This is a genomic window from Clostridium omnivorum, from assembly GCF_026012015.1.
Classification (GTDB): domain Bacteria; phylum Bacillota; class Clostridia; order Clostridiales; family Clostridiaceae; genus Clostridium_AX; species Clostridium_AX omnivorum.
In genome coordinates this window covers 3,122,946-3,141,369 of record NZ_BRXR01000001.1, presented here as the reverse complement: position 1 = coordinate 3,141,369, position 18,424 = coordinate 3,122,946, and the positions used below count along the sequence as shown (strand labels likewise).

General features: G+C 33.9%; 15 protein-coding genes and 24 tRNA genes. 3 read left to right on the top strand and 36 right to left on the bottom strand.

What is annotated here, in order from left to right:
• Positions 1–76 precede the first annotated feature (76 nt).
• The 28 genes from bsdE14_RS14815 to bsdE14_RS14680 form a co-directional block, all read right to left on the bottom strand.
• Positions 77–153: transfer RNA gene (locus tag bsdE14_RS14815), tRNA-Arg, on the bottom strand.
• A 19-nt stretch (positions 154–172) separates the two neighbouring features.
• Positions 173–247, bottom strand: a tRNA-Gln gene (locus bsdE14_RS14810).
• 41 nt (positions 248–288) lie between these two features.
• A tRNA-Gly gene (locus bsdE14_RS14805) sits at positions 289–362 on the bottom strand.
• A gap of 50 nt (positions 363–412) precedes the next feature.
• Positions 413–488: transfer RNA gene (locus bsdE14_RS14800), tRNA-Gly, on the bottom strand.
• A gap of 5 nt (positions 489–493) precedes the next feature.
• Positions 494–577 (bottom strand) — tRNA-Leu (locus bsdE14_RS14795).
• A gap of 26 nt (positions 578–603) precedes the next feature.
• Positions 604–679, bottom strand: a tRNA-Lys gene (locus tag bsdE14_RS14790).
• Between the two features lie 4 nt (positions 680–683).
• Positions 684–758: transfer RNA gene (locus tag bsdE14_RS14785), tRNA-Gln, on the bottom strand.
• 17 nt (positions 759–775) lie between these two features.
• Positions 776–851 (bottom strand) — tRNA-His (locus tag bsdE14_RS14780).
• A 7-nt stretch (positions 852–858) separates the two neighbouring features.
• Positions 859–934 (bottom strand) — tRNA-Lys (locus tag bsdE14_RS14775).
• Between the two features lie 5 nt (positions 935–939).
• Positions 940–1,016: transfer RNA gene (locus bsdE14_RS14770), tRNA-Arg, on the bottom strand.
• A gap of 4 nt (positions 1,017–1,020) precedes the next feature.
• Positions 1,021–1,094 (bottom strand) — tRNA-Gly (locus bsdE14_RS14765).
• Between the two features lie 24 nt (positions 1,095–1,118).
• Positions 1,119–1,194 (bottom strand) — tRNA-Pro (locus bsdE14_RS14760).
• 9 nt (positions 1,195–1,203) lie between these two features.
• A tRNA-Arg gene (locus tag bsdE14_RS14755) sits at positions 1,204–1,280 on the bottom strand.
• A 3-nt stretch (positions 1,281–1,283) separates the two neighbouring features.
• Positions 1,284–1,357, bottom strand: a tRNA-Gly gene (locus bsdE14_RS14750).
• Positions 1,358–1,381: 24 nt separating this feature from the next.
• A tRNA-Pro gene (locus bsdE14_RS14745) sits at positions 1,382–1,457 on the bottom strand.
• 6 nt (positions 1,458–1,463) lie between these two features.
• Positions 1,464–1,539, bottom strand: a tRNA-Gly gene (locus bsdE14_RS14740).
• Between the two features lie 5 nt (positions 1,540–1,544).
• Positions 1,545–1,628, bottom strand: a tRNA-Leu gene (locus bsdE14_RS14735).
• Between the two features lie 26 nt (positions 1,629–1,654).
• Positions 1,655–1,730: transfer RNA gene (locus tag bsdE14_RS14730), tRNA-Lys, on the bottom strand.
• 4 nt (positions 1,731–1,734) lie between these two features.
• Positions 1,735–1,809, bottom strand: a tRNA-Gln gene (locus bsdE14_RS14725).
• 17 nt (positions 1,810–1,826) lie between these two features.
• Positions 1,827–1,902, bottom strand: a tRNA-His gene (locus bsdE14_RS14720).
• 10 nt (positions 1,903–1,912) lie between these two features.
• A tRNA-Lys gene (locus bsdE14_RS14715) sits at positions 1,913–1,985 on the bottom strand.
• 6 nt (positions 1,986–1,991) lie between these two features.
• Positions 1,992–2,068: transfer RNA gene (locus bsdE14_RS14710), tRNA-Arg, on the bottom strand.
• A gap of 4 nt (positions 2,069–2,072) precedes the next feature.
• Positions 2,073–2,146, bottom strand: a tRNA-Gly gene (locus bsdE14_RS14705).
• A 63-nt stretch (positions 2,147–2,209) separates the two neighbouring features.
• Positions 2,210–2,285: transfer RNA gene (locus tag bsdE14_RS14700), tRNA-Pro, on the bottom strand.
• Positions 2,286–2,379: 94 nt separating this feature from the next.
• Entirely contained in the window at positions 2,380–2,853 is a 474-nt protein-coding gene (locus bsdE14_RS14695; RefSeq protein ID WP_264850738.1) for a metallophosphoesterase, read from the bottom strand.
• A 262-nt stretch (positions 2,854–3,115) separates the two neighbouring features.
• Positions 3,116–3,712, bottom strand: a complete 597-nt coding sequence (locus bsdE14_RS14690) for an XTP/dITP diphosphatase (protein ID WP_264850737.1) — start codon at positions 3,710–3,712, stop codon at positions 3,116–3,118.
• A gap of 58 nt (positions 3,713–3,770) precedes the next feature.
• Complete coding sequence (gene rph / locus bsdE14_RS14685; RefSeq protein WP_264850735.1) at positions 3,771–4,517, bottom strand: ribonuclease PH; 747 nt, start codon at positions 4,515–4,517, stop codon at positions 3,771–3,773.
• Between the two features lie 156 nt (positions 4,518–4,673).
• Complete coding sequence (locus bsdE14_RS14680; RefSeq protein ID WP_264850733.1) at positions 4,674–5,675, bottom strand: AIR synthase family protein; 1,002 nt, start codon at positions 5,673–5,675, stop codon at positions 4,674–4,676.
• Positions 5,676–5,761: 86 nt separating this feature from the next.
• Between bsdE14_RS14680 and bsdE14_RS14675 the strand changes: the two genes are divergently transcribed.
• The gene (locus tag bsdE14_RS14675) at positions 5,762–7,174 is read left to right on the top strand and encodes a hypothetical protein (protein WP_264852273.1); all 1,413 of its coding nucleotides are present in this window, start codon (positions 5,762–5,764) and stop codon (positions 7,172–7,174) included.
• Between the two features lie 71 nt (positions 7,175–7,245).
• Here the strand turns inward: bsdE14_RS14675 and bsdE14_RS14670 are convergent, their stop codons facing one another.
• The 6 genes from bsdE14_RS14670 to bsdE14_RS14645 form a co-directional block, all read right to left on the bottom strand.
• Positions 7,246–8,838 (bottom strand): peptide ABC transporter substrate-binding protein, encoded by a 1,593-nt coding sequence (locus bsdE14_RS14670; protein WP_264850731.1) that lies wholly within the window; start codon positions 8,836–8,838, stop codon positions 7,246–7,248.
• A gap of 84 nt (positions 8,839–8,922) precedes the next feature.
• Positions 8,923–9,399 carry a hypothetical protein gene (locus bsdE14_RS14665; RefSeq protein ID WP_264850730.1) on the bottom strand — a complete coding sequence of 159 codons (477 nt, stop codon included), beginning with the start codon at positions 9,397–9,399 and terminating at the stop codon, positions 8,923–8,925.
• Between the two features lie 154 nt (positions 9,400–9,553).
• On the bottom strand, positions 9,554–9,823 hold the full coding sequence (locus tag bsdE14_RS14660; protein ID WP_264850729.1) for a hypothetical protein: 270 nt from the start codon (positions 9,821–9,823) through the stop codon (positions 9,554–9,556).
• 145 nt (positions 9,824–9,968) lie between these two features.
• Complete coding sequence (gene ligA, locus bsdE14_RS14655) at positions 9,969–11,966, bottom strand: NAD-dependent DNA ligase LigA (protein ID WP_264850728.1); 1,998 nt, start codon at positions 11,964–11,966, stop codon at positions 9,969–9,971.
• 74 nt (positions 11,967–12,040) lie between these two features.
• Positions 12,041–14,323, bottom strand: a complete 2,283-nt coding sequence (pcrA, locus tag bsdE14_RS14650) for a DNA helicase PcrA (protein WP_264850727.1) — start codon at positions 14,321–14,323, stop codon at positions 12,041–12,043.
• Positions 14,324–14,478: 155 nt separating this feature from the next.
• Positions 14,479–14,784 carry a YerC/YecD family TrpR-related protein gene (locus tag bsdE14_RS14645; protein WP_264850725.1) on the bottom strand — a complete coding sequence of 102 codons (306 nt, stop codon included), beginning with the start codon at positions 14,782–14,784 and terminating at the stop codon, positions 14,479–14,481.
• A gap of 177 nt (positions 14,785–14,961) precedes the next feature.
• On the opposite strand from bsdE14_RS14645, the gene bsdE14_RS14640 reads away from it, so the two are divergent.
• The gene (locus bsdE14_RS14640; RefSeq protein WP_264850724.1) at positions 14,962–15,753 is read left to right on the top strand and encodes an amino acid ABC transporter substrate-binding protein; all 792 of its coding nucleotides are present in this window, start codon (positions 14,962–14,964) and stop codon (positions 15,751–15,753) included.
• A 127-nt stretch (positions 15,754–15,880) separates the two neighbouring features.
• Complete coding sequence (locus bsdE14_RS14635; RefSeq protein ID WP_264850722.1) at positions 15,881–16,528, top strand: amino acid ABC transporter permease; 648 nt, start codon at positions 15,881–15,883, stop codon at positions 16,526–16,528.
• Positions 16,529–16,846: 318 nt separating this feature from the next.
• Here bsdE14_RS14635 and bsdE14_RS14630 read toward each other — a convergent pair whose 3' ends face one another.
• Both bsdE14_RS14630 and bsdE14_RS14625 read right to left on the bottom strand, forming a co-directional pair.
• A complete protein-coding gene (locus bsdE14_RS14630) occupies positions 16,847–17,563 on the bottom strand; it encodes a pseudouridine synthase (RefSeq protein WP_264850719.1) in 717 nt (238 codons plus the stop codon).
• 124 nt (positions 17,564–17,687) lie between these two features.
• Positions 17,688–18,290 (bottom strand): lytic transglycosylase domain-containing protein, encoded by a 603-nt coding sequence (locus tag bsdE14_RS14625; RefSeq protein ID WP_435382609.1) that lies wholly within the window; start codon positions 18,288–18,290, stop codon positions 17,688–17,690.
• Positions 18,291–18,424 lie beyond the last annotated feature (134 nt).

Below are 18,424 nucleotides of genomic sequence, written 5' to 3'. Positions count from 1 at the left end.
TCATCCTTAACTAATATTGAAACAAACAAAAATACCTAAGCTTACAACCTTGTAAACTTAGGTATTTCAACGCTTTTGGTGCGCCCAACAGGAGTCGAACCTGCGACCATTGGATTCGAAGTCCACTACTCTATCCAGCTGAGCTATGGGCGCATAGTTACTATTAAATATTTGGCTGGGATGGCAGGATTTGAACCTACGAATGCCAGAGTCAAAGTCTGGTGCCTTACCGCTTGGCGACATCCCAATATTATATTTCAAGCCCAAAATTTTAGTCTTGGGCTTTTTTGGAGCGGGTGAAGGGAATCGGACCCTCACAGCCAGCTTGGAAGGCTGGAACTCTACCATTGAGCTACACCCGCATATTTAATATAAGAGCCCAAAACATTGTTTGGGCTCTTCTTATAGTTTTTGGAGCGGGAGACGAGACTCGAACTCGCGACATTCACCTTGGCAAGGTGACGCTCTACCAACTGAGCCACTCCCGCATATTTGGTGCAGGTGAAGGGAGTCGAACCCCCACGCCGTAGGCGCTAGATCCTAAGTCTAGTGCGTCTGCCAATTCCGCCACACCTGCACGTTTTTATATTTTATATTTAATTTTGGTGGCTCACCGGGGAATCGAACCCCGGACACCATGATTAAAAGTCATGTGCTCTACCGACTGAGCTAGTGAACCACATTGGCTGGGAAGGCAGGATTTGAACCTACGAATGCCAGAGTCAAAGTCTGGTGCCTTACCGCTTGGCGACATCCCAACATTGTTTAAATTAAATGGGGTGAACGATGGGAATCGAACCCACGACAACCAGGACCACAATCTGGTGCTCTACCAATTGAACTACGTTCACCATATTTTGGTGCGCCATCAGGGATTCGAACCCGGGACCCACTGATTAAGAGTCAGTTGCTCTACCAACTGAGCTAATAGCGCATCTTTGGTGCGACTTAAGGGATTCGAACCCCTGGCCCATTGCTTAGAAGGCAATTGCTCTATCCAACTGAGCTAAAGTCGCATAATGGAGCGGGTGAAGGGAATCGAACCCTCGCAGCCAGCTTGGAAGGCTGGAACTCTACCGTTGAGCTACACCCGCATGTGTATTATTTATTATTTTAAGTGGTCGGGGTGACAGGGATTGAACCTGCGACCTCATGGTCCCAAACCACGCGCGCTCCCATCTGCGCTACACCCCGGTATTTAAATGGTGCGACTTAAGGGATTCGAACCCCTGGCCCATTGCTTAGAAGGCAATTGCTCTATCCAACTGAGCTAAAGTCGCATATGGAGCGGGTGAAGGGAATCGAACCCTCGCAGCCAGCTTGGAAGGCTGGAACTCTACCGTTGAGCTACACCCGCATATGTATTATTTATTGTTTTAAGTGGTCGGGGTGACAGGGATTGAACCTGCGACCTCATGGTCCCAAACCACGCGCGCTCCCATCTGCGCTACACCCCGATAATATGGAGCGGGAGACGAGACTCGAACTCGCGACATTCACCTTGGCAAGGTGACGCTCTACCAACTGAGCCACTCCCGCATATTTGGTGCAGGTGAAGGGAGTCGAACCCCCACGCCGTAGGCGCTAGATCCTAAGTCTAGTGCGTCTGCCAATTCCGCCACACCTGCACGTTTTTATATTTTATATTTAATTTTGGTGGCTCACCGGGGAATCGAACCCCGGACACCATGATTAAAAGTCATGTGCTCTACCGACTGAGCTAGTGAACCACATTGGCTGGGAAGGCAGGATTTGAACCTACGAATGCCAGAGTCAAAGTCTGGTGCCTTACCGCTTGGCGACATCCCAACATTAATTAAATTAAATGGGGTGGACGATGGGGCTCGAACCCACGACAACCAGAACCACAATCTGGCGCTCTACCAACTGAACTACGTCCACCATATTTTGATGCGCCATCAGGGATTCGAACCCGGGACCCACTGATTAAGAGTCAGTTGCTCTACCAACTGAGCTAATAGCGCATATATTGGTGCGACTTAAGGGATTCGAACCCCTGGCCCATTGCTTAGAAGGCAATTGCTCTATCCAACTGAGCTAAAGTCGCATAATGGAGCGGGTGAAGGGAATCGAACCCTCGCAGCCAGCTTGGAAGGCTGGAACTCTACCGTTGAGCTACACCCGCATGTGTATTTTACAGATTTATATTATATCATAGTATTTAGTATTTTTCAACTAATACTTTTGATGGTCGGGGTGACAGGGATTGAACCTGCGACCTCATGGTCCCAAACCACGCGCGCTCCCATCTGCGCTACACCCCGGTATGTCGCTCATTTGCTTTGGCATCGCCCAGCGACATGTATTATAATACACGATATAAATAATTTCGTCAATACCTATTTTTAATTTTTTTATCTATTTTATGCATCTTAAATACGGATTTATTCCCTCATCAGTAATTTCAATAACTGCAATACTTTTTACATTATCTCTTGGAAGAGATACGCTTCCAGGATTAACTATCCATATGCCTTGTTCATAGGATATGTAGGACTGGTGTGTATGCCCAAATAATGCTACATCTGCCCCAAGCTCCTCTGCCCTATATCTTAAATTAAGCAAATCATATTTTACATCATATCTATGTCCATGAGTTATAAAGAACTTTTTTCCTTCTATAATTTCTATTCTTTCGCTAGGTATTGAACTGCTAAAATCGCAATTTCCTTTTACATTATATATTTTACCCGTAAAACTTCTTCTAATAACTTCAACATCATCGGTATTATCTCCAAGATGAATTAACTCATCTATGTCCCCTAGCAGCTTAATTCCTTCATTTATTGATGAATAATGTCTATGGGTATCACTCATTACTCCTATTTTCATATGTCTCCTCCTTATCAGTGGTCGCACGGGGTAACCTATTCTTGCCGATTTCCATCGGCAGGTTACCCGTAAAAGTCCATTTAGGACTTTTACCTCCTTATCAGTGGTCACACGGGGGTAACTTATTCTTGCCGTTTCCCATGGGCAGGCTACCCGTTTTATCTCCATAAACACTAAAGTGTTATGCTTTCTATTAGCAAAATAAGAATGAAAAACCAGGGATTTTAACTTCCTAATTCTTCATTCTTATATTTTATATTAATTATTTGATTTTTTGAAGTTCTTCTTTTAATTTACTTAATGCCCTTGAGCGATGGCTTATACTATTTTTCATTTCTTCAGTCATCTCTCCAAAAGTCATTTCATATTCCGGAACATAGAATAGAGGATCATATCCAAAACCTCCACCACCACTTAGTTCTTCCTTGATATATCCCTCAATCTCACCTTGAACCTTTATAACTCTTTCATCATCAGTAATTAGAACCATTGCACAAACAAACCTAGCTGTTCTTTCCTCTATTTTCTTACCTTTTAATTCTGCTAATAGTTTTTCATTGTTTTTCTTATCATTTCCGTGTTCTCCAGCATATCTAGCAGAGTATACGCCAGGTGCTCCCCCTAAAACATCAACCATTAGTCCAGAATCATCTGCTAATATTAAATCTTCTTTATGAAGCTTATGTATTTCACTAGCTTTAATGTAGGCATTTTCCATAAATGTATTTCCATTTTCTTCTACATCAACATTTATTCCTGCCTCTTTTAGTGATATTACTTCAAACTCTAAGGCTTCTAAAATTTGTTTAATTTCTTTTATCTTGTGAGCATTGTTACTTGCTACTATAATTCTTTTCATTACTTTTCTCCTTTATTCTATTTTTGTTCGTTAAGCTTTCTTCTTATGTAAATTTATATTATCTTTTGCCAGTTCCAATCCATAGACAATCAGTTTTTAAAACATCCTTTTGAATCTGAGTCATATGCTTAATTCCTTTTTCCCCTAAGGCGAGTAATTCATCCAAATCCTTTCTAGAGAATGGACTTTCTTCACCAGTCCCTTGTACCTCTATAAATTCACCTTCATCTGTCATAACAATATTCATATCCACTTTTGCCATAGAATCTTCAGCATAGCACAAGTCTAGGATTTTAATATCCTTAACAATCCCTACACTCACAGCGCTGACAAAGTTCCTAATTGGGTATACATCAAAGGGCGATTGTTTATGAAGCTTGTTCACTGCATCTACTAAGGCCACAAATGCGCCAGTAATAGATGAAGTTCTTGTACCTCCATCTGCTTGAATAACATCACAATCTATCCATATCGTTTTTTCACCAATTGCCTTTAAATCCACCACTGATCTTAAAGCTCTTCCTATAAGCCTTTGAATCTCCATTGTTCTACCATCTATTTTTAGCTTTGATATATCCCTAGGCTTTCTTGTCTGGGTTGATCTTGGAAGCATATTATATTCGGAGGTTATCCATCCCTCACCAGTTCCTTTTAAAAAAGGTGGTACTTTATCCTCAATAGATGCTGTACATATTACCTTAGTATCTCCTACTTCAATAAGTACAGATCCCTCTGCATATTTTGTATAATTCCTAGTTATTTTAACATTTCTCAATTGATCGTTACGACGTCCATCAACTCTCATAATATCCTCCTTATATGTCTATTACTTTTCATTTAAGTAATCCTATTAACGTAGATTAGTCTAATAAAATAAACTTGGTAACCTTAATACTCTATGTATTTTATCAAAAATACTATTTTTATAGAAATTCACTATCTATGATATCATATAATATATTTATCTTGTAAATTTATTTATCTTTTCTTGAAGTGAAAATAATTCATCTCTCTCTGGTGGTTCAACTTCTATTTCAACCTGGTTCTCAATCAGTATCCCTTTATCGTTAGTAATATTACCTACAATAGCAGCATTAATACCTTTCGTTTTCAACTTTTTAGCAAGTGCTTCGCCATTATCAGTAGTGATAAGCATACTTCCAGAGGATATAAACCTCAATACATCTATTTCATATTTATTGCAAAGTTTATTAGTAGCTTCACTAATAGGCATCTTATCCTTATAAACTCTAAATCCTACATTACTAGCTTTAGCAACTTCCCAAAGTGCCCCTAGTACTCCCCCTTCAGTGATATCATGCATTGAATTCACACCAAATTTCCCAGAGATAATTCCTTCCTTTACCACACTAAGTTCCTCTACATAATTTTTAGCTTCTTCTATTTCACTTGCTGATAATATTTCCCTTGCTGTATCATAATAATCGTTCACAATAATTGCAGTACCTTCCATGCCTAACTGCTTTGTAACTACAATATCATCTCCAACTTTTGCTCCTGCAGTAGCAACTGCCGTTTCTTTTAGTCCTTTTCCTATTGCTGTACATGACACTATTATTCTATTAACTGCAGTTGTTATTTCTGTATGTCCACCTAGAATTTCTACATTTAATTTTTGAGTTTCTTCATGTATTTCCTTCATAACTTGCTTTATTTGATCCAAAGTAGTATTTTCTGGTGCAAGTATTGTAACAAGAATACCCACTGGTTCTACCCCCGAGGAGGCTATATCATTACAATTTATATGAACAGCTAACTTGCCAATGCCGCTTTCTGCTCCAGTTATAGGATCAGTTGAGAGTATGCATTCATAATCACCAAAATTAATTACACTACAATCTTCACCAATAGAGCTTCTAATCCTGACATCTTCTCTTTTATACCCTCTATTCTCATCAATAATTGATTTTAAATCATCCCAATTAAGTTTTCCAACCTTCATGAAAATTCTTCCTTTCTTTTATAAGGTATTTATGCACATTTTAACTATATACTTCATATTATTTATATAAGGATTAATTTATGGTGGTGAAATTATTGAAGTATATAGGCCCATTTTTGAGAATTAACACTTTAAATACTAAGAATATTGAAAATCAGCTTTTTCATCTATCAAAAGAAACATTAAAAAACATTGTTTTAAATTCAAAGTGTGGAGTCACCGTTCCCATAAGTGAACTAAAAATGAAAAACATACCTAATATTGATATTAACATACTTAGTTCTTTTTCTCCACTTTTATGCATTTATAAAAAAGCAACACCTAAGCTAATAGACTCTGAAAAAAGTATATGCTGGGATGAAGATACCTTCAAGCAGGAGGTTAATGTTTGGAGTAATGGCCTTATGACTCTATCACTTTTGGAGTTAGTACCTTATTATAAATCCTTTGAAGGCGTTGATGCAAAAAAATATACCTTAAGTCAATTGTACTTAACTCTTGCAAGGAAGCAGCTTGAATTTTATGCATCGTATTTAAGAAATATAGAAGGAGTTTTTGTTGATAAGAAAAACATTTCAACAACTCTCTCCAATGATTTGGAGTTTGAAGAAAAAAATAAAAAATTTAAATTTTCTGATCAAGCAATTATAATGGCATCATTTTACAGATACTCCTGCTTTGACCCAGAAAAATATGGACCTGACTATAAAAACTTTTCATTTGATATATTGAATATGTTTTTACAGTATCGTGAAGAACTGTACACTCTACCTCAGGATGAATTAAATAAAATATGCCTATGTCTAAACATATTTTATAAACATTCCAAATCAGAGGAAGCTAAAATTCTACTAGTAGATATATCAGAATTTCTTTTAGATAATTGTATAGAAAATAACTGCTTGATTTTGGGTAGTAATGTTGAAAATAACTGTTTTATGTTTTTAAATCATATGCTTCTATATGAAAACACTGATATTTATAAATTTAAGGATTCAGCTAAAGAAATTTACAATTCATTATTAAAACTCTATAGCCCTGAATTAGGTATCTTTGTAAAAGAAAATAACAAAAAGGAAATTAACTACTCCTGTACAGATATAATGTTGTATTTACTAAGCATCATGCATCATCAAAAGAACTTTGATGATAATCTCGAAGACAATAGTATTATTTTAGATGTGTATCGACGTCAAGTAATGGACTCAGGGATAATAACAAGCTGGCCTTCTAGCCCAGATTTAGACGATGTAGAAAGATATAAAAATTTTAGTTCTAAATCTGAAGATTTACTTGATGAACAAAACTTTAGAATGGCCACTATTCCAACCCCTGAAGCCAATGAATTATCATCTATATTCATGAAAAACGTAACTTATAATAGAAAAAAAGAAATATTTAGTTCAGGAAAGCCTACTTTTGACAGCAGTAAAAACATGCTTATTTTCTTCCTAGTTCTATATTTAAAAAATAGCCTGTGGATAGAAAACCCAGATTAATTTTAATGAGTTATTTTTTAAACTTGAACAAAAGCTCCCTTTAAAATTAAAGGGAGCTTCTTCAATATTTATTATTTTGAAGACTTTACATATGCTCTATCCAGTTTTAAGTTTCCTTCTTTAGTTATGTAAATATCTTCTACATTGCTTTTTCTGCATACAACTAAATTTTCATAATATATAGGTATTACTGGCAGGTCTAAAAGTAATATTTCTTCACCCTTTGATATAAATTCCTTCCTTTTAGTCTTATCCTTTTCCACCTTAGCCTTTGCAACCAAACTATCAAATTCTGTATTTTTATATCCAAAAACATTACTATTTGTACGCCAACCTTCTAAAAATGCTAGAGAATCACTATATAATCCTGTATACTCACTAGCTGCAATATCATATTCTCCTTTTTGCATAGCTTCTTTAAATTCTTCTTCATTATAACCTATACATTGAATTGGAACATCAAGAGCATCCCTAACATTTTTTGCCACAGCTTCACATAATTGTTTATTCTGATTTTCTTCTATATATATGAGTTTTATGTTATCTTTTTTATTATATTTACTTTTATTTAAATAACTCATTGCTAAGTTGGTGTTTCCATACGTATTAAAAAAAGGCTTATTAGACTTGCTCTCTTGTAAATTAGGGATATAGGCACTAGCTGCTCTCCCTACCCCGTTTAAATCATTTTCTAGTATTTGTTCTCTATTAATTACATTAGCTAAAGCCTTTCTAAAATTCACATCTGATGCTATACCATTTTCTTTCAAGTTAAAACTTAGTCCAACACCCTTTTCAATAGGCATTGCTATAGCCTCATCTGCACCCATGAGAAATGCGCTTTCATTTTCAGGAGGGTCAGCCATAACATTTATTTTTGAATTTTTAAAACTAGCTAGTGCAAATTCTCTGCTTTCTATAAATTCAGCCCATATTTTTTCACTTTTTACCTCAGCTTTATTATAATAATTTTCATTTCTAATAAGTAAAGCCTCATCCTTCGATTTTACTTCCTGTATTTTATACGGCCCGCTAAACTGGATATCTTTATAATTTTTATCCCAATCAATTAAGCTTGAATCTATTTTTCTAAGCACAAATACTGGATTGCTTATAATATCCAGAAAATAACTGCATGGTGAATTTAATTTAAACTCTAAAGTTTTATCATTTACAGCTCTTATAGCAACTCCATCAAAACCACGCTTACCTTCTCTATATTCCTGTGCTCCAAAAACAGGAAATAATGTACTTGCATATATGTTATTTGTTTTTGGATTAAGTACAACTGAGAAAAAATCTACAAAGTCTTTTGCTGTTATCTCTATACCATCACTCCATTGAGCATTACTTCTTATGTTAAAAGTATAAGTAAGCTCATCCTTGCTTACAATCCAGTTTTCAGCTATGCCAGGAACAATATTGTTATTCTCGTCTATTCTCACAAGACCCTCAAACAGCATTAATAAAAGGTCCTTTTGCCTTATGCTGTTATTGTCTAGAGATATTAAATCTTTAGGCCTATCTCCAAAACTACATATTATACTATTAAGTTCAGTTGCTTTTATTGAGGATATTGGTGCCTTTTTCTCTACGCAGCTTGTAAAAGTAACCATGAAAATTACAATTAGAACTGAAGTTAATTTTTTTATATACTTTTTCATGTGTTTTCTCCATTTTAAAGTATTTGCAGTAAAACATAATTATTTTAATTATTGCCTTTGCTATTAAAAATAAACCTTCAAATCCTAATTAGGAAAATATTTATAAAATTTCAATCTGTTTTCTTTTAATGCTTCCTCTACCCTCCCTTGAATCCCCAACTGCTCAATAATAAAACTTGTTCCATCTTCAAGTACAATGTTCTTTTCTTTTTCTAATAAAGAAATATATTTTTTACGTACCTTAAATCTTCCTGTAGTAATATAAATTCCCCTATCAGCACTTGTCTCATCTATTTCATTTATAAATATATTAATATCGCTAATTGAAACCAAATCTCTATTATGGTATTTGATTAAAACAGATTCGCTTAAGCCCAATAGTTTTATTACTACACAATCTTTTGTTTTTAAATAAATTTCATAAGGTAAATTAAATTTCCAACAGCTCTTGGTTATATTCTGTAGTACTGAATCCATCTTTATAGTCTTCAATCTAAATCTTGCTTTCCCAATTTCTTCTTTTCTAAGTTTAAGATACATGCTGTCGAAAACCCTTTGCATTTAGGCCTCCCATTAAGCATAATAAGTTCACATTAAAGTATATGATTTATCTTAAATTATTAATATTCATTTATAACTGCAATATTTATTTTCCTACGAATTAAAGGCAAAAAAATACACCAATATATAAAAATACTGGTGTATTTTAAAACTGTTAATATACTTTCATGTACATAAAGAAAATAGTTCCTGCTGCCATCAAAATACAAATTATAGTATACATTATATTATTTAAGCTTGCTTTTATGTCAAAGGTTTTAATTCCCCATATAAGCATAGTAAAAAACAAGCACCATTGTAGGGTATAATAATCATTAAAATATTTAATATACGTAAAGTGATATGTAGTTAAAATCGTACATACTAATGCAAGTATGGTTATAAAAACGCTAACCCATCCAAGCATATTTATGGTTTTTTTCATCACTCTCGCCCCTCGTTTTCCTTATGTTCTATCTAAATCCTAATATTTATTATGTTAGCTTCTTATGCAAGACAAATTTTTAACACTTTAAATAATAATACAATTATTTAAATTTGTAAAGGCACTTTACATATTATGTAAGTAATTAAAGCATATGGTTAAATTCTTCTTCTGTAATGACTTTAATTCCAAGTTCCACTGCTTTATCATATTTTGATCCAGGCTCTTTTCCAACCAACACAAAATCTGTTTTTTTACTTACGCTTCCCGATACCTTTGCTCCAAGTGCTTCAAGCTTTTCTTTAATTTCTATTCTACTATACCCTTCTAATGATCCTGTAACTACAACTGTCTTATTTGAAAAGCTATTTTCCTTTACATCCTCTTCCTCATGGTGAGTTTTTACTCCTAAGCTAATCAGCTCTTCGATACTATTAATTATTTTTTCCTCTTTAAAGAATTCTAATACACTTTCAGCTACAATATCTCCAACATCCTGTATGGAAACCAATTCCTCTAAGCTGGCCTTAATAATATTTTCTAGAGTCTTAAATTTTTTTACTAGATCTTTAGCAGTTTTTTTGCCTACATTAGGGATACCTAGAGCATATATAAAAGATGAAAGCTCACAATTCTTGCTCTTTTCAATAGCGTCTAGTAAGTTTTGAGCCTTCTTTTCACCAAACTTTTCCAGGGTAAGCAGTTCATTTTTGTCTATTCTGTATAAATCAGCTATGGACTTAATGTCCAACTTTTCAAAAAGCTGTTCTGCAGTTTTTTCGCTAAAGCCTTCAATGTTCATAGCTTCTCGACTACCAAAATGGACGATACTTTTTACCATTTGGGGTTTGCAAGATAGCGTATTTTCGCAAAAATAATGCACTCCATCTTGAACCAATTCGCTGCCACAATAAGGACAATTCTTAGGTGGGTCAATTTCTTTTGTTCCCTCTAAGGAATCTTCCGAAACTCCCATTATCTCTGGTATAACATCATTGGAACGTCTAACAAAAACTTGAGCTCCTATTCGAACCCCTTTCCTGCTTATATCATCCATATTATTAAGGGTAGCCCTTTTAACAGTTGCTCCGGCGAGTTCTACTGGTTCAAGTATTGCTGTAGGTGTTACTCTTCCGCTCCTACCAACATTCCATTCCACATCTAATAGTGTAGTGGTAGCTTCTTGTGCCTCAAATTTAAACGCAATCGCCCATTTGGGAAACTTTATAGTATACCCCATGAGTTCCCTTGTTCTCATATCATCTATTACCACCACAACACCATCAATATCATAGTTTAAGTCATTTCTAATGCTTTCAATATAGTCTATTTCTTTTTCCATCTCTTCATAGGTACTGCAAACCTTCATATAGTCATCTACAGGAAACCCACTGCTTTTTATAAAATTCATCATTTCAATATAACTTCTAAATGGATCACCTTCATTATAACCAATATCATAAAAAAAGGCTGACAAATTTCTTTTAGCTGTTTCCTTTAGATTTAAGTTTCTAAGGGCTCCTGCTGCACCATTTCTTAAATTCTTCAGAGGTACCTCTGAAGAGCTATTGTACGCATCAAATGCTTGTTTAGTCATAATGGCTTCACCATGTATTTCTAGCAAATGCTTATTATCTATTTTAAGTGGTATAGCTTTTATAGTCTTTGCCTGAGCCGTTACATCCTCTCCAATGGTTCCAGTACCTCTTGTAGCTGCTTTTACAAGAATTCCGCTGTCATCATAGGTTAAATTTAAAGTAAGACCATCAAACTTTTTAGTAAGAACATAACTTACTTTAGGAAGCTTATCTTCGTGAGTTTTGTTATATTCTTCAACAAATTTCCTGCTTTTAATGTCCCACTCCTTTAATTCCACCAATGATTGAGCCTTATCTAAGCTCCATAGTCTCCCCTTATGAGTATATTTTTGAAACTCAGATAAAATGACATCTCCCACCCTTTGAGATGGTGAATATGGCAGAATAAATCCTGTCTCTTTTTCCAGCGATATAAGTTCATCGTATTTCTTATCGTATTCTTTATCAGAAATAGTTGGATTATCTAGAACATAATACTGGTAGGCATATTTATTGAGTTCTTCTATGAGCTCTTTAATTCTGTCTATTTTTTGTTCACGTTCCATTTTAAATCCTCCTTCATTATTTCATTAATAATTTTCTATGTATTTTTAGAGCACATCTTTAGTGTGCCCTAAAATTATACTGCTTCTAAATTTGCTATACTAAGCAAAAGATTTTTTATCCCCATAGTATTGAAAGCTATAGTCAACTTCACATCGCTGCCATCCTTGCTTGCACTAACAATAGTCCCAACTCCAAACTTAGGATGTTTAACCTTTCTTCCTAGAGTGGCTTCCTCTGGGGTTAGCTTTTTTCCTCCAGAATTATTTAATCCAGCCAGTGCTGTCTTATAAGACATACTTGTAGTGTTCTGTATATTTGATGGTGTTTTTACATTACCAATAGTATTTTGATTATACATAACGCTTTTACTGCCAATTCCTCCATTATAAGAAGAACTTTGCCCTCCAAATCCACTCCTAGTAGCCATGTTTGCATATTCTTTAAGATGAGTAGGTATTTCGTTTATAAAGTCTGAAGATGCATAAGCCACAGTTCTACCAAATACTCTTCTTATTTCCGCAGAGGTCATAAACAGCTTCTCTTTTGCTCTTGTTATTCCAACGTAACATAATCTTCTTGATTCCTGCATTTCACTGTCACTATTAAAGGATGCCTGGCCTGGAAATATTCCATTTTCCATACCAACCATAAATACCACTGGGAATTCAAGTCCCTTTGCACTATGCAAGGTCATCAAAACTACAGTATCTGCCTCCTCATCAAAGTTATCTATATCAGAAACCAAAGTCACTTCTTCTAAAAAGGAAAGTAATGATTTGTCCTCAGCTCTCTGCTCAAATTCAACAGCTGCAGAAACTAATTCTTTTAAGTTTTCAATTCTACTTTGGTCTTCTATATCACCAGATTTTTTAAGTTCCTCAAGGTATCCACTCTGCTCTAGTATGTCCTCAATAAGCTCAGATACCGTTATCTCATCTTTTTTTAATATAAAGCTATTAATTAGACCTACAAATTTATTTATACAAGTCATGTTTCTTGCAGTTAACCCTGGTACAGTCTCTATATCAAGCAATACACTATATAGACATTCATCTATACTATTTGCAAAGTCTTGAATTTTTGCTACAGTGGCATCTCCTATGCTTCTCTTTGGAACATTTATTATTCTTCTAAGACTTAAATCATCCAATGGATTATTAATTAGCTTTAAATATGCCATTATATCTTTTATTTCTTTTCTATCATAGAATTTAAGTCCGCCTATAAGTCTATAAGGTATATTAAACTTCATGAAGCTCTCTTCAAATATACGAGACTGAGCATTAGTTCTATATAAAATAGCAAAATCCTTAAAGCTTCTGTCTTCTGCTTCCATTAGATTTTTAATCTGTCTTGCTACAAAGTTTCCTTCATCAATGTCTGAAGGTGCTCTATAGATTCTTATTTTTTCTCCAGACTCATTGGTAGTTCTTAAAACTTTATCTTTTCTTTCAATGTTATTTTTTATAACATAATTGGCTGCATCTAGTATATTTCCCTTAGATCTATAATTCTGTTCAAGCTTAATAACCTTAGCATTAGGATAATCCTTCTCGAAATCCAAAATATTTCTAATATTAGCACCTCTCCACTCGTAAATACATTGGTCATCATCACCTACAACGCAAATGTTTTTATGTGAAGCAGCTAGTAATCTAACAAACTCATATTGAGTCATGTTAGTATCCTGGTATTCATCCACCATAATATATTTAAATTTTCTCTGATAAAATTCAAGCACATCCTCATGTTCTTTAAAAAGCTGAACTGTCTTAAAAATTATATCATCAAAATCCAAAGCATTATTACTCTTCAATTTTTTCTGATACATCATATAAACATCTGCTATTTTATTCATTCTGTAATTGTATTGATTGTCTCTTTTGAACTGCTCTGGAGTAATAAAATTATCCTTAGCATCACCTATTTTATTAATAATTTCTTTATCATCAATATCCTTGTCATTTACATTAAGTTCTTGCATACACTGTTTAACAAGAGTTTTTTGATCATAACTATCATATATTACAAAATTTTTGTTATATCCACCAAGCTTATCAATCTCTCTTCTTAATATCCTTACACAGCTTGAGTGAAAGGTTGATATCCACATATTATTTGCTTCATCGCCAACAAGTGCCTTAACTCTTTCCTTCATCTCTCCTGCAGCTTTATTAGTAAAAGTAATGGCCAATATCTGTGATGGCCAAATTTCAAGATCTTGTATCATATGCGCTATTCTATAAGTAAGCACTCTAGTTTTCCCAGATCCTGCTCCAGCCAAAATAAGTACTGGTCCATTAATAGTATTTGCTGCATCATACTGTTCTTTATTTAATAAACTTTTTAAGTCCATTACTTTCCTCCTCGCTTCTCAGTTGAAGCATATAGCAATCTTTCTCTCTAATTCATACCTTTCATTATATCATATTTATGCTTATATATAACATTTGAAAATATAACTAATATCTCAATACAAAATTTAAGCACCACCTTTTGGGTGGTGCCTATTTAATCTTTATGCCAATCAATTCTTTCAAATACTTTATTATAACCATCGCTTCCATAGTTTAGAGATCTATTTACCCTGCTTATAGTTGCAGTGCTTGCACCGGTTGTGCTAGCAATATCCTGATAAGTTCTCTTTTGCTTCAGCATCTTCGCCACCTGAAGTCTTTGCTCTAAATCCTTTATTTCATTTATTGTACATATATCCTCAAAAAATCTGTATACATCTTCTCTTGTTTCCAAACTAAGAATAGCATCACAGAGAAAATCCATCTGCTTGCTTTCCAATTTTGAACTATAATTTGACATTGATTACACCCCTCATAACTTTAGTTGGTTCAAATAATGTATCTACATAAATTCTATCATTTTACTGTACAATATTCCAGCATAAAATAATTTTTTTATTTTAGTACTTTACAACGCTACCATACTAAAGTATAATAAATCTTGTCACTAATAATTTATAAAAAAGGAGAGTTTAAAATGATAAATAAAAGAATTAAATTTATAGCTTTAACATTAATTTCTACAGTCTTCATTGCTGGCTTATCTGGCTGCAGCACTAAAAAGTCTGAATCACCTTCGGACAAGCAACAAAAAATTGTTATTGGTATGGACGATTCTTTTCCACCTATGGAATTTAGAGATAGTTCTAATAATCTTCAAGGATTTGACATAGACTTAGCAAATGAAATATCAAAGAGGTTAAATATAAAGTTTGAATTTATGCCTACTGACTGGAACGGAGTAATTCAATCACTAAATGCTAAAAGATTTGATATTATTCTTTCATCTTTAAGTGTTACTCCCGAAAGAGAACAGCAAATAGCATTTTCAAAGCCTTATTTGCAAGGAAATCAAATAGTAGTAGTTTCTAAAAACAATACTGATATAAATGTTCCAGAAGATTTAAAAGGTAAAATTGTAGGTGTCCAACTTGGAAGTACTAGTGAAGCAGCAATGAAACCTTTAGTAGGAACTATTAAAGAAGTAAAAAAATACGAAAAAAATACTGAGGCTCTTGAAGATCTTGCTATAGGACGAACTCAAGCAGTTGTTGTAGACGAGCTTGTTGGCAGATATTACATTAAAGAGCACAGTGATAAATATAGAGTTCTTTCACAGTCCCTTTCAAAAGAACCAATTGCAATAGGCTTTAGAAAAGAAGACACAGTTTTAAAAGATAAATTTGATAAAGTTTTAGATGAAATGCAAAAAGATGGAACTATGGAATCCATCTCTAAGAAATGGTTTGGTGAAAATATTACAAAATAATAATTATGTTAAATTTCTATTTTAAGATTTGAGCAGGTTAAAGCTTTAGATGACCTTAAATCTATAACTTGCCATGAAATTATTTATGGCAAGTTTCTCAGTGCGATTACTGAAAGGAGGCGAATTTATGGATATAAGTATTATTAAAAACTTCTTTCCTGTACTTTTAAAGGGAAGTCTTATAACAGTAGAACTTACATTCATTTCAATGATATTAGGAAGCATATTAGGACTGCTTATAACCTTTACAAAAATAAGCAAAAATAATGTTTTCAAAGCTATCGGCAGCTTTTATACTTGGTTCTTCAGAGGCACACCTTTACTTATGCAATTATTTGTAATATATTATGGTCTTCCTCAAATAGGAATTAAACTTGAACCATTTACGGCAGCAGTTATAGGATTGACCTTAAATATCTCAGCCTATATCGCAGAAGTTATAAGAGGTGCTATTGAATCTATAGACAAATGCCAATGGGAAGCAGCAGCAACTGAAGGAATGAATTATTGGCAAACAGTATTTATAATAATATTACCTCAAAGCTATAAAAGAATGATTCCTTCTATGACTAATGAATTTATTGCACTTATTAAAGATACTTCTCTTGTTTCTACTATTGCTATGGTAGACTTGATGAGAACTGCACAGCAAATGGTTAGTACCACTTTTAAACCATTAGAGATATTTTTTATAGCAGCTATACTCTATTTAACCATGACTACAGTATTCACTACAGTATTTAAATATGTTGAAGCCAAAGTATCCTATGAATAAAGCAGAGAAAAAATCTCTGCTTTTTTTATATATAATTCTATATAAATAATTTATTTTTCGAGATAAAGCAACATCAAATTTTGTCGAACTTCTAAAAATGACAAAAAAACGAAAAACAGCCTTTGGGGCGAGGCTGTTTTTAATAAATAAAAAGGGGGCTATTTATCTTTTTATTTATCCTTGCAAGATTATTATATTAAATTTCTAATTAAAATGCAAGTATTTTTGCAAATTAAATTGTAAATAATATATTAATATGACTATAATCTATTCATATTTTCACCTGTATATACACTTTCTTGTTTGTTTATAATAATATTAAATTTGCTTCAAAAGTATCAATTCCTCATTCGACAATTCCCGACTTTCTCCTTCTTGTAAATTACTATCGAGGGATAATGCGCCAAATTTTATTCTTTTTAAATATACAACATTCTTATTCACACTATTAAACATTCTTTTTACTTGATGAAATTTTCCTTCTTGAATAGTTACGTAAACCTCAGCACCATGTTCACTGGAATTAATAATTTCTAACCTAGCAGGCATACACTTATAGCCATCGTCAAGTTCTACTCCAGCTTCAAAGGCCTTTATATCACTTTCATCAACCGGCTTATCAATCTCTGCATAATAAACTTTGTCAACATGCCATTTAGGTGATATTAGCTTGTGGTTCAAATCTCCATCATTGGTTATAAGTAAAAGTCCTACAGTATCTTTGTCAAGCCTTCCCACTGGAAAAGGCTCAAATGTTTGATATTCCGGTTCTAACAAATCAATAACAGTTTCATCTCTATTATCAAAGGTTGCAGAAACTACTCCATCTGGTTTATTCATCATTAAATATATATATTTTCTATAAGCTATAGTCTCACCTGAAACTTTAATTACAGCTTTTTCAGGATCTACTTGAAAGGAGCTATCTTTTATAACCTTACCATCTACTTCTACTTCTCCAGACCTCGCTAAAACTTTTATTTCTTTTCTTGTTCCATATCCAAGGTTTGACAACACTTTATCTAATCTCTCCATTTATTTCCCTCTCTCTACACAAAATATTCCATGATTATTATAACCTTTAAAACAAAATAAAAACAGCCTTGCTCAGGCTGTCAATTAGTATACTATATTATTCTTCTAAAAACACTTCTTACTTTTATCCTATATTATTCTTGTAGTAACCCATAACTTTTTTAACATAATCTTGAGTTTCTTTGTACTTAGGTATGCCGTTATACTTAGCCACGGCCCCTGGACCAGCATTATATGCTGCAAGAGCTAATTCTTTTGAATTTCCATACATATCTAGCAGTTGTTTTAAATATTTTGTACCGCCCTCTACATTCTGCTGAACATCATAAGGATTTTTTACTCCTAAAGATTCAGCAGTACCAGGCATAAGCTGCATAAGGCCCATAGCCCCTGCTCCAGAAGTGGATGTAGGATTAAAATCTGACTCCTGTTTAATTACTGCCATTATTAATTCCTTGTCTACTCCGTATTTTTCAGCGGCTTTTTCAGCAGCTTCATCAATAGTAATGTTGCCACTGCTAAGGCTATTATTAAAATCAGATTTTATATTGCTTACAATGCCTTCTAGGGATTGTCCACCGCCATATCCAAGCTTGCTTAAGTCCTCTTCACCGAGTCCCAAGGAACTAAGATCCCCCTTACCTTCAGCGGCTGACTGCATTAAATTCTGTAAAACCATTTCAAAGGCACCTGATTCACCAGATACAGACTTAAGAATTTGCGTCATGAGCTGAAATTGAATAAGTTTTTCTGCACTTGTACTGTTATCTATCTTCAAAATATCACCCACACTCCTACATATAAATAGATTACTTCTTACTTCTTACCTATATAATATTATCCTAGAAAATATATAACTTT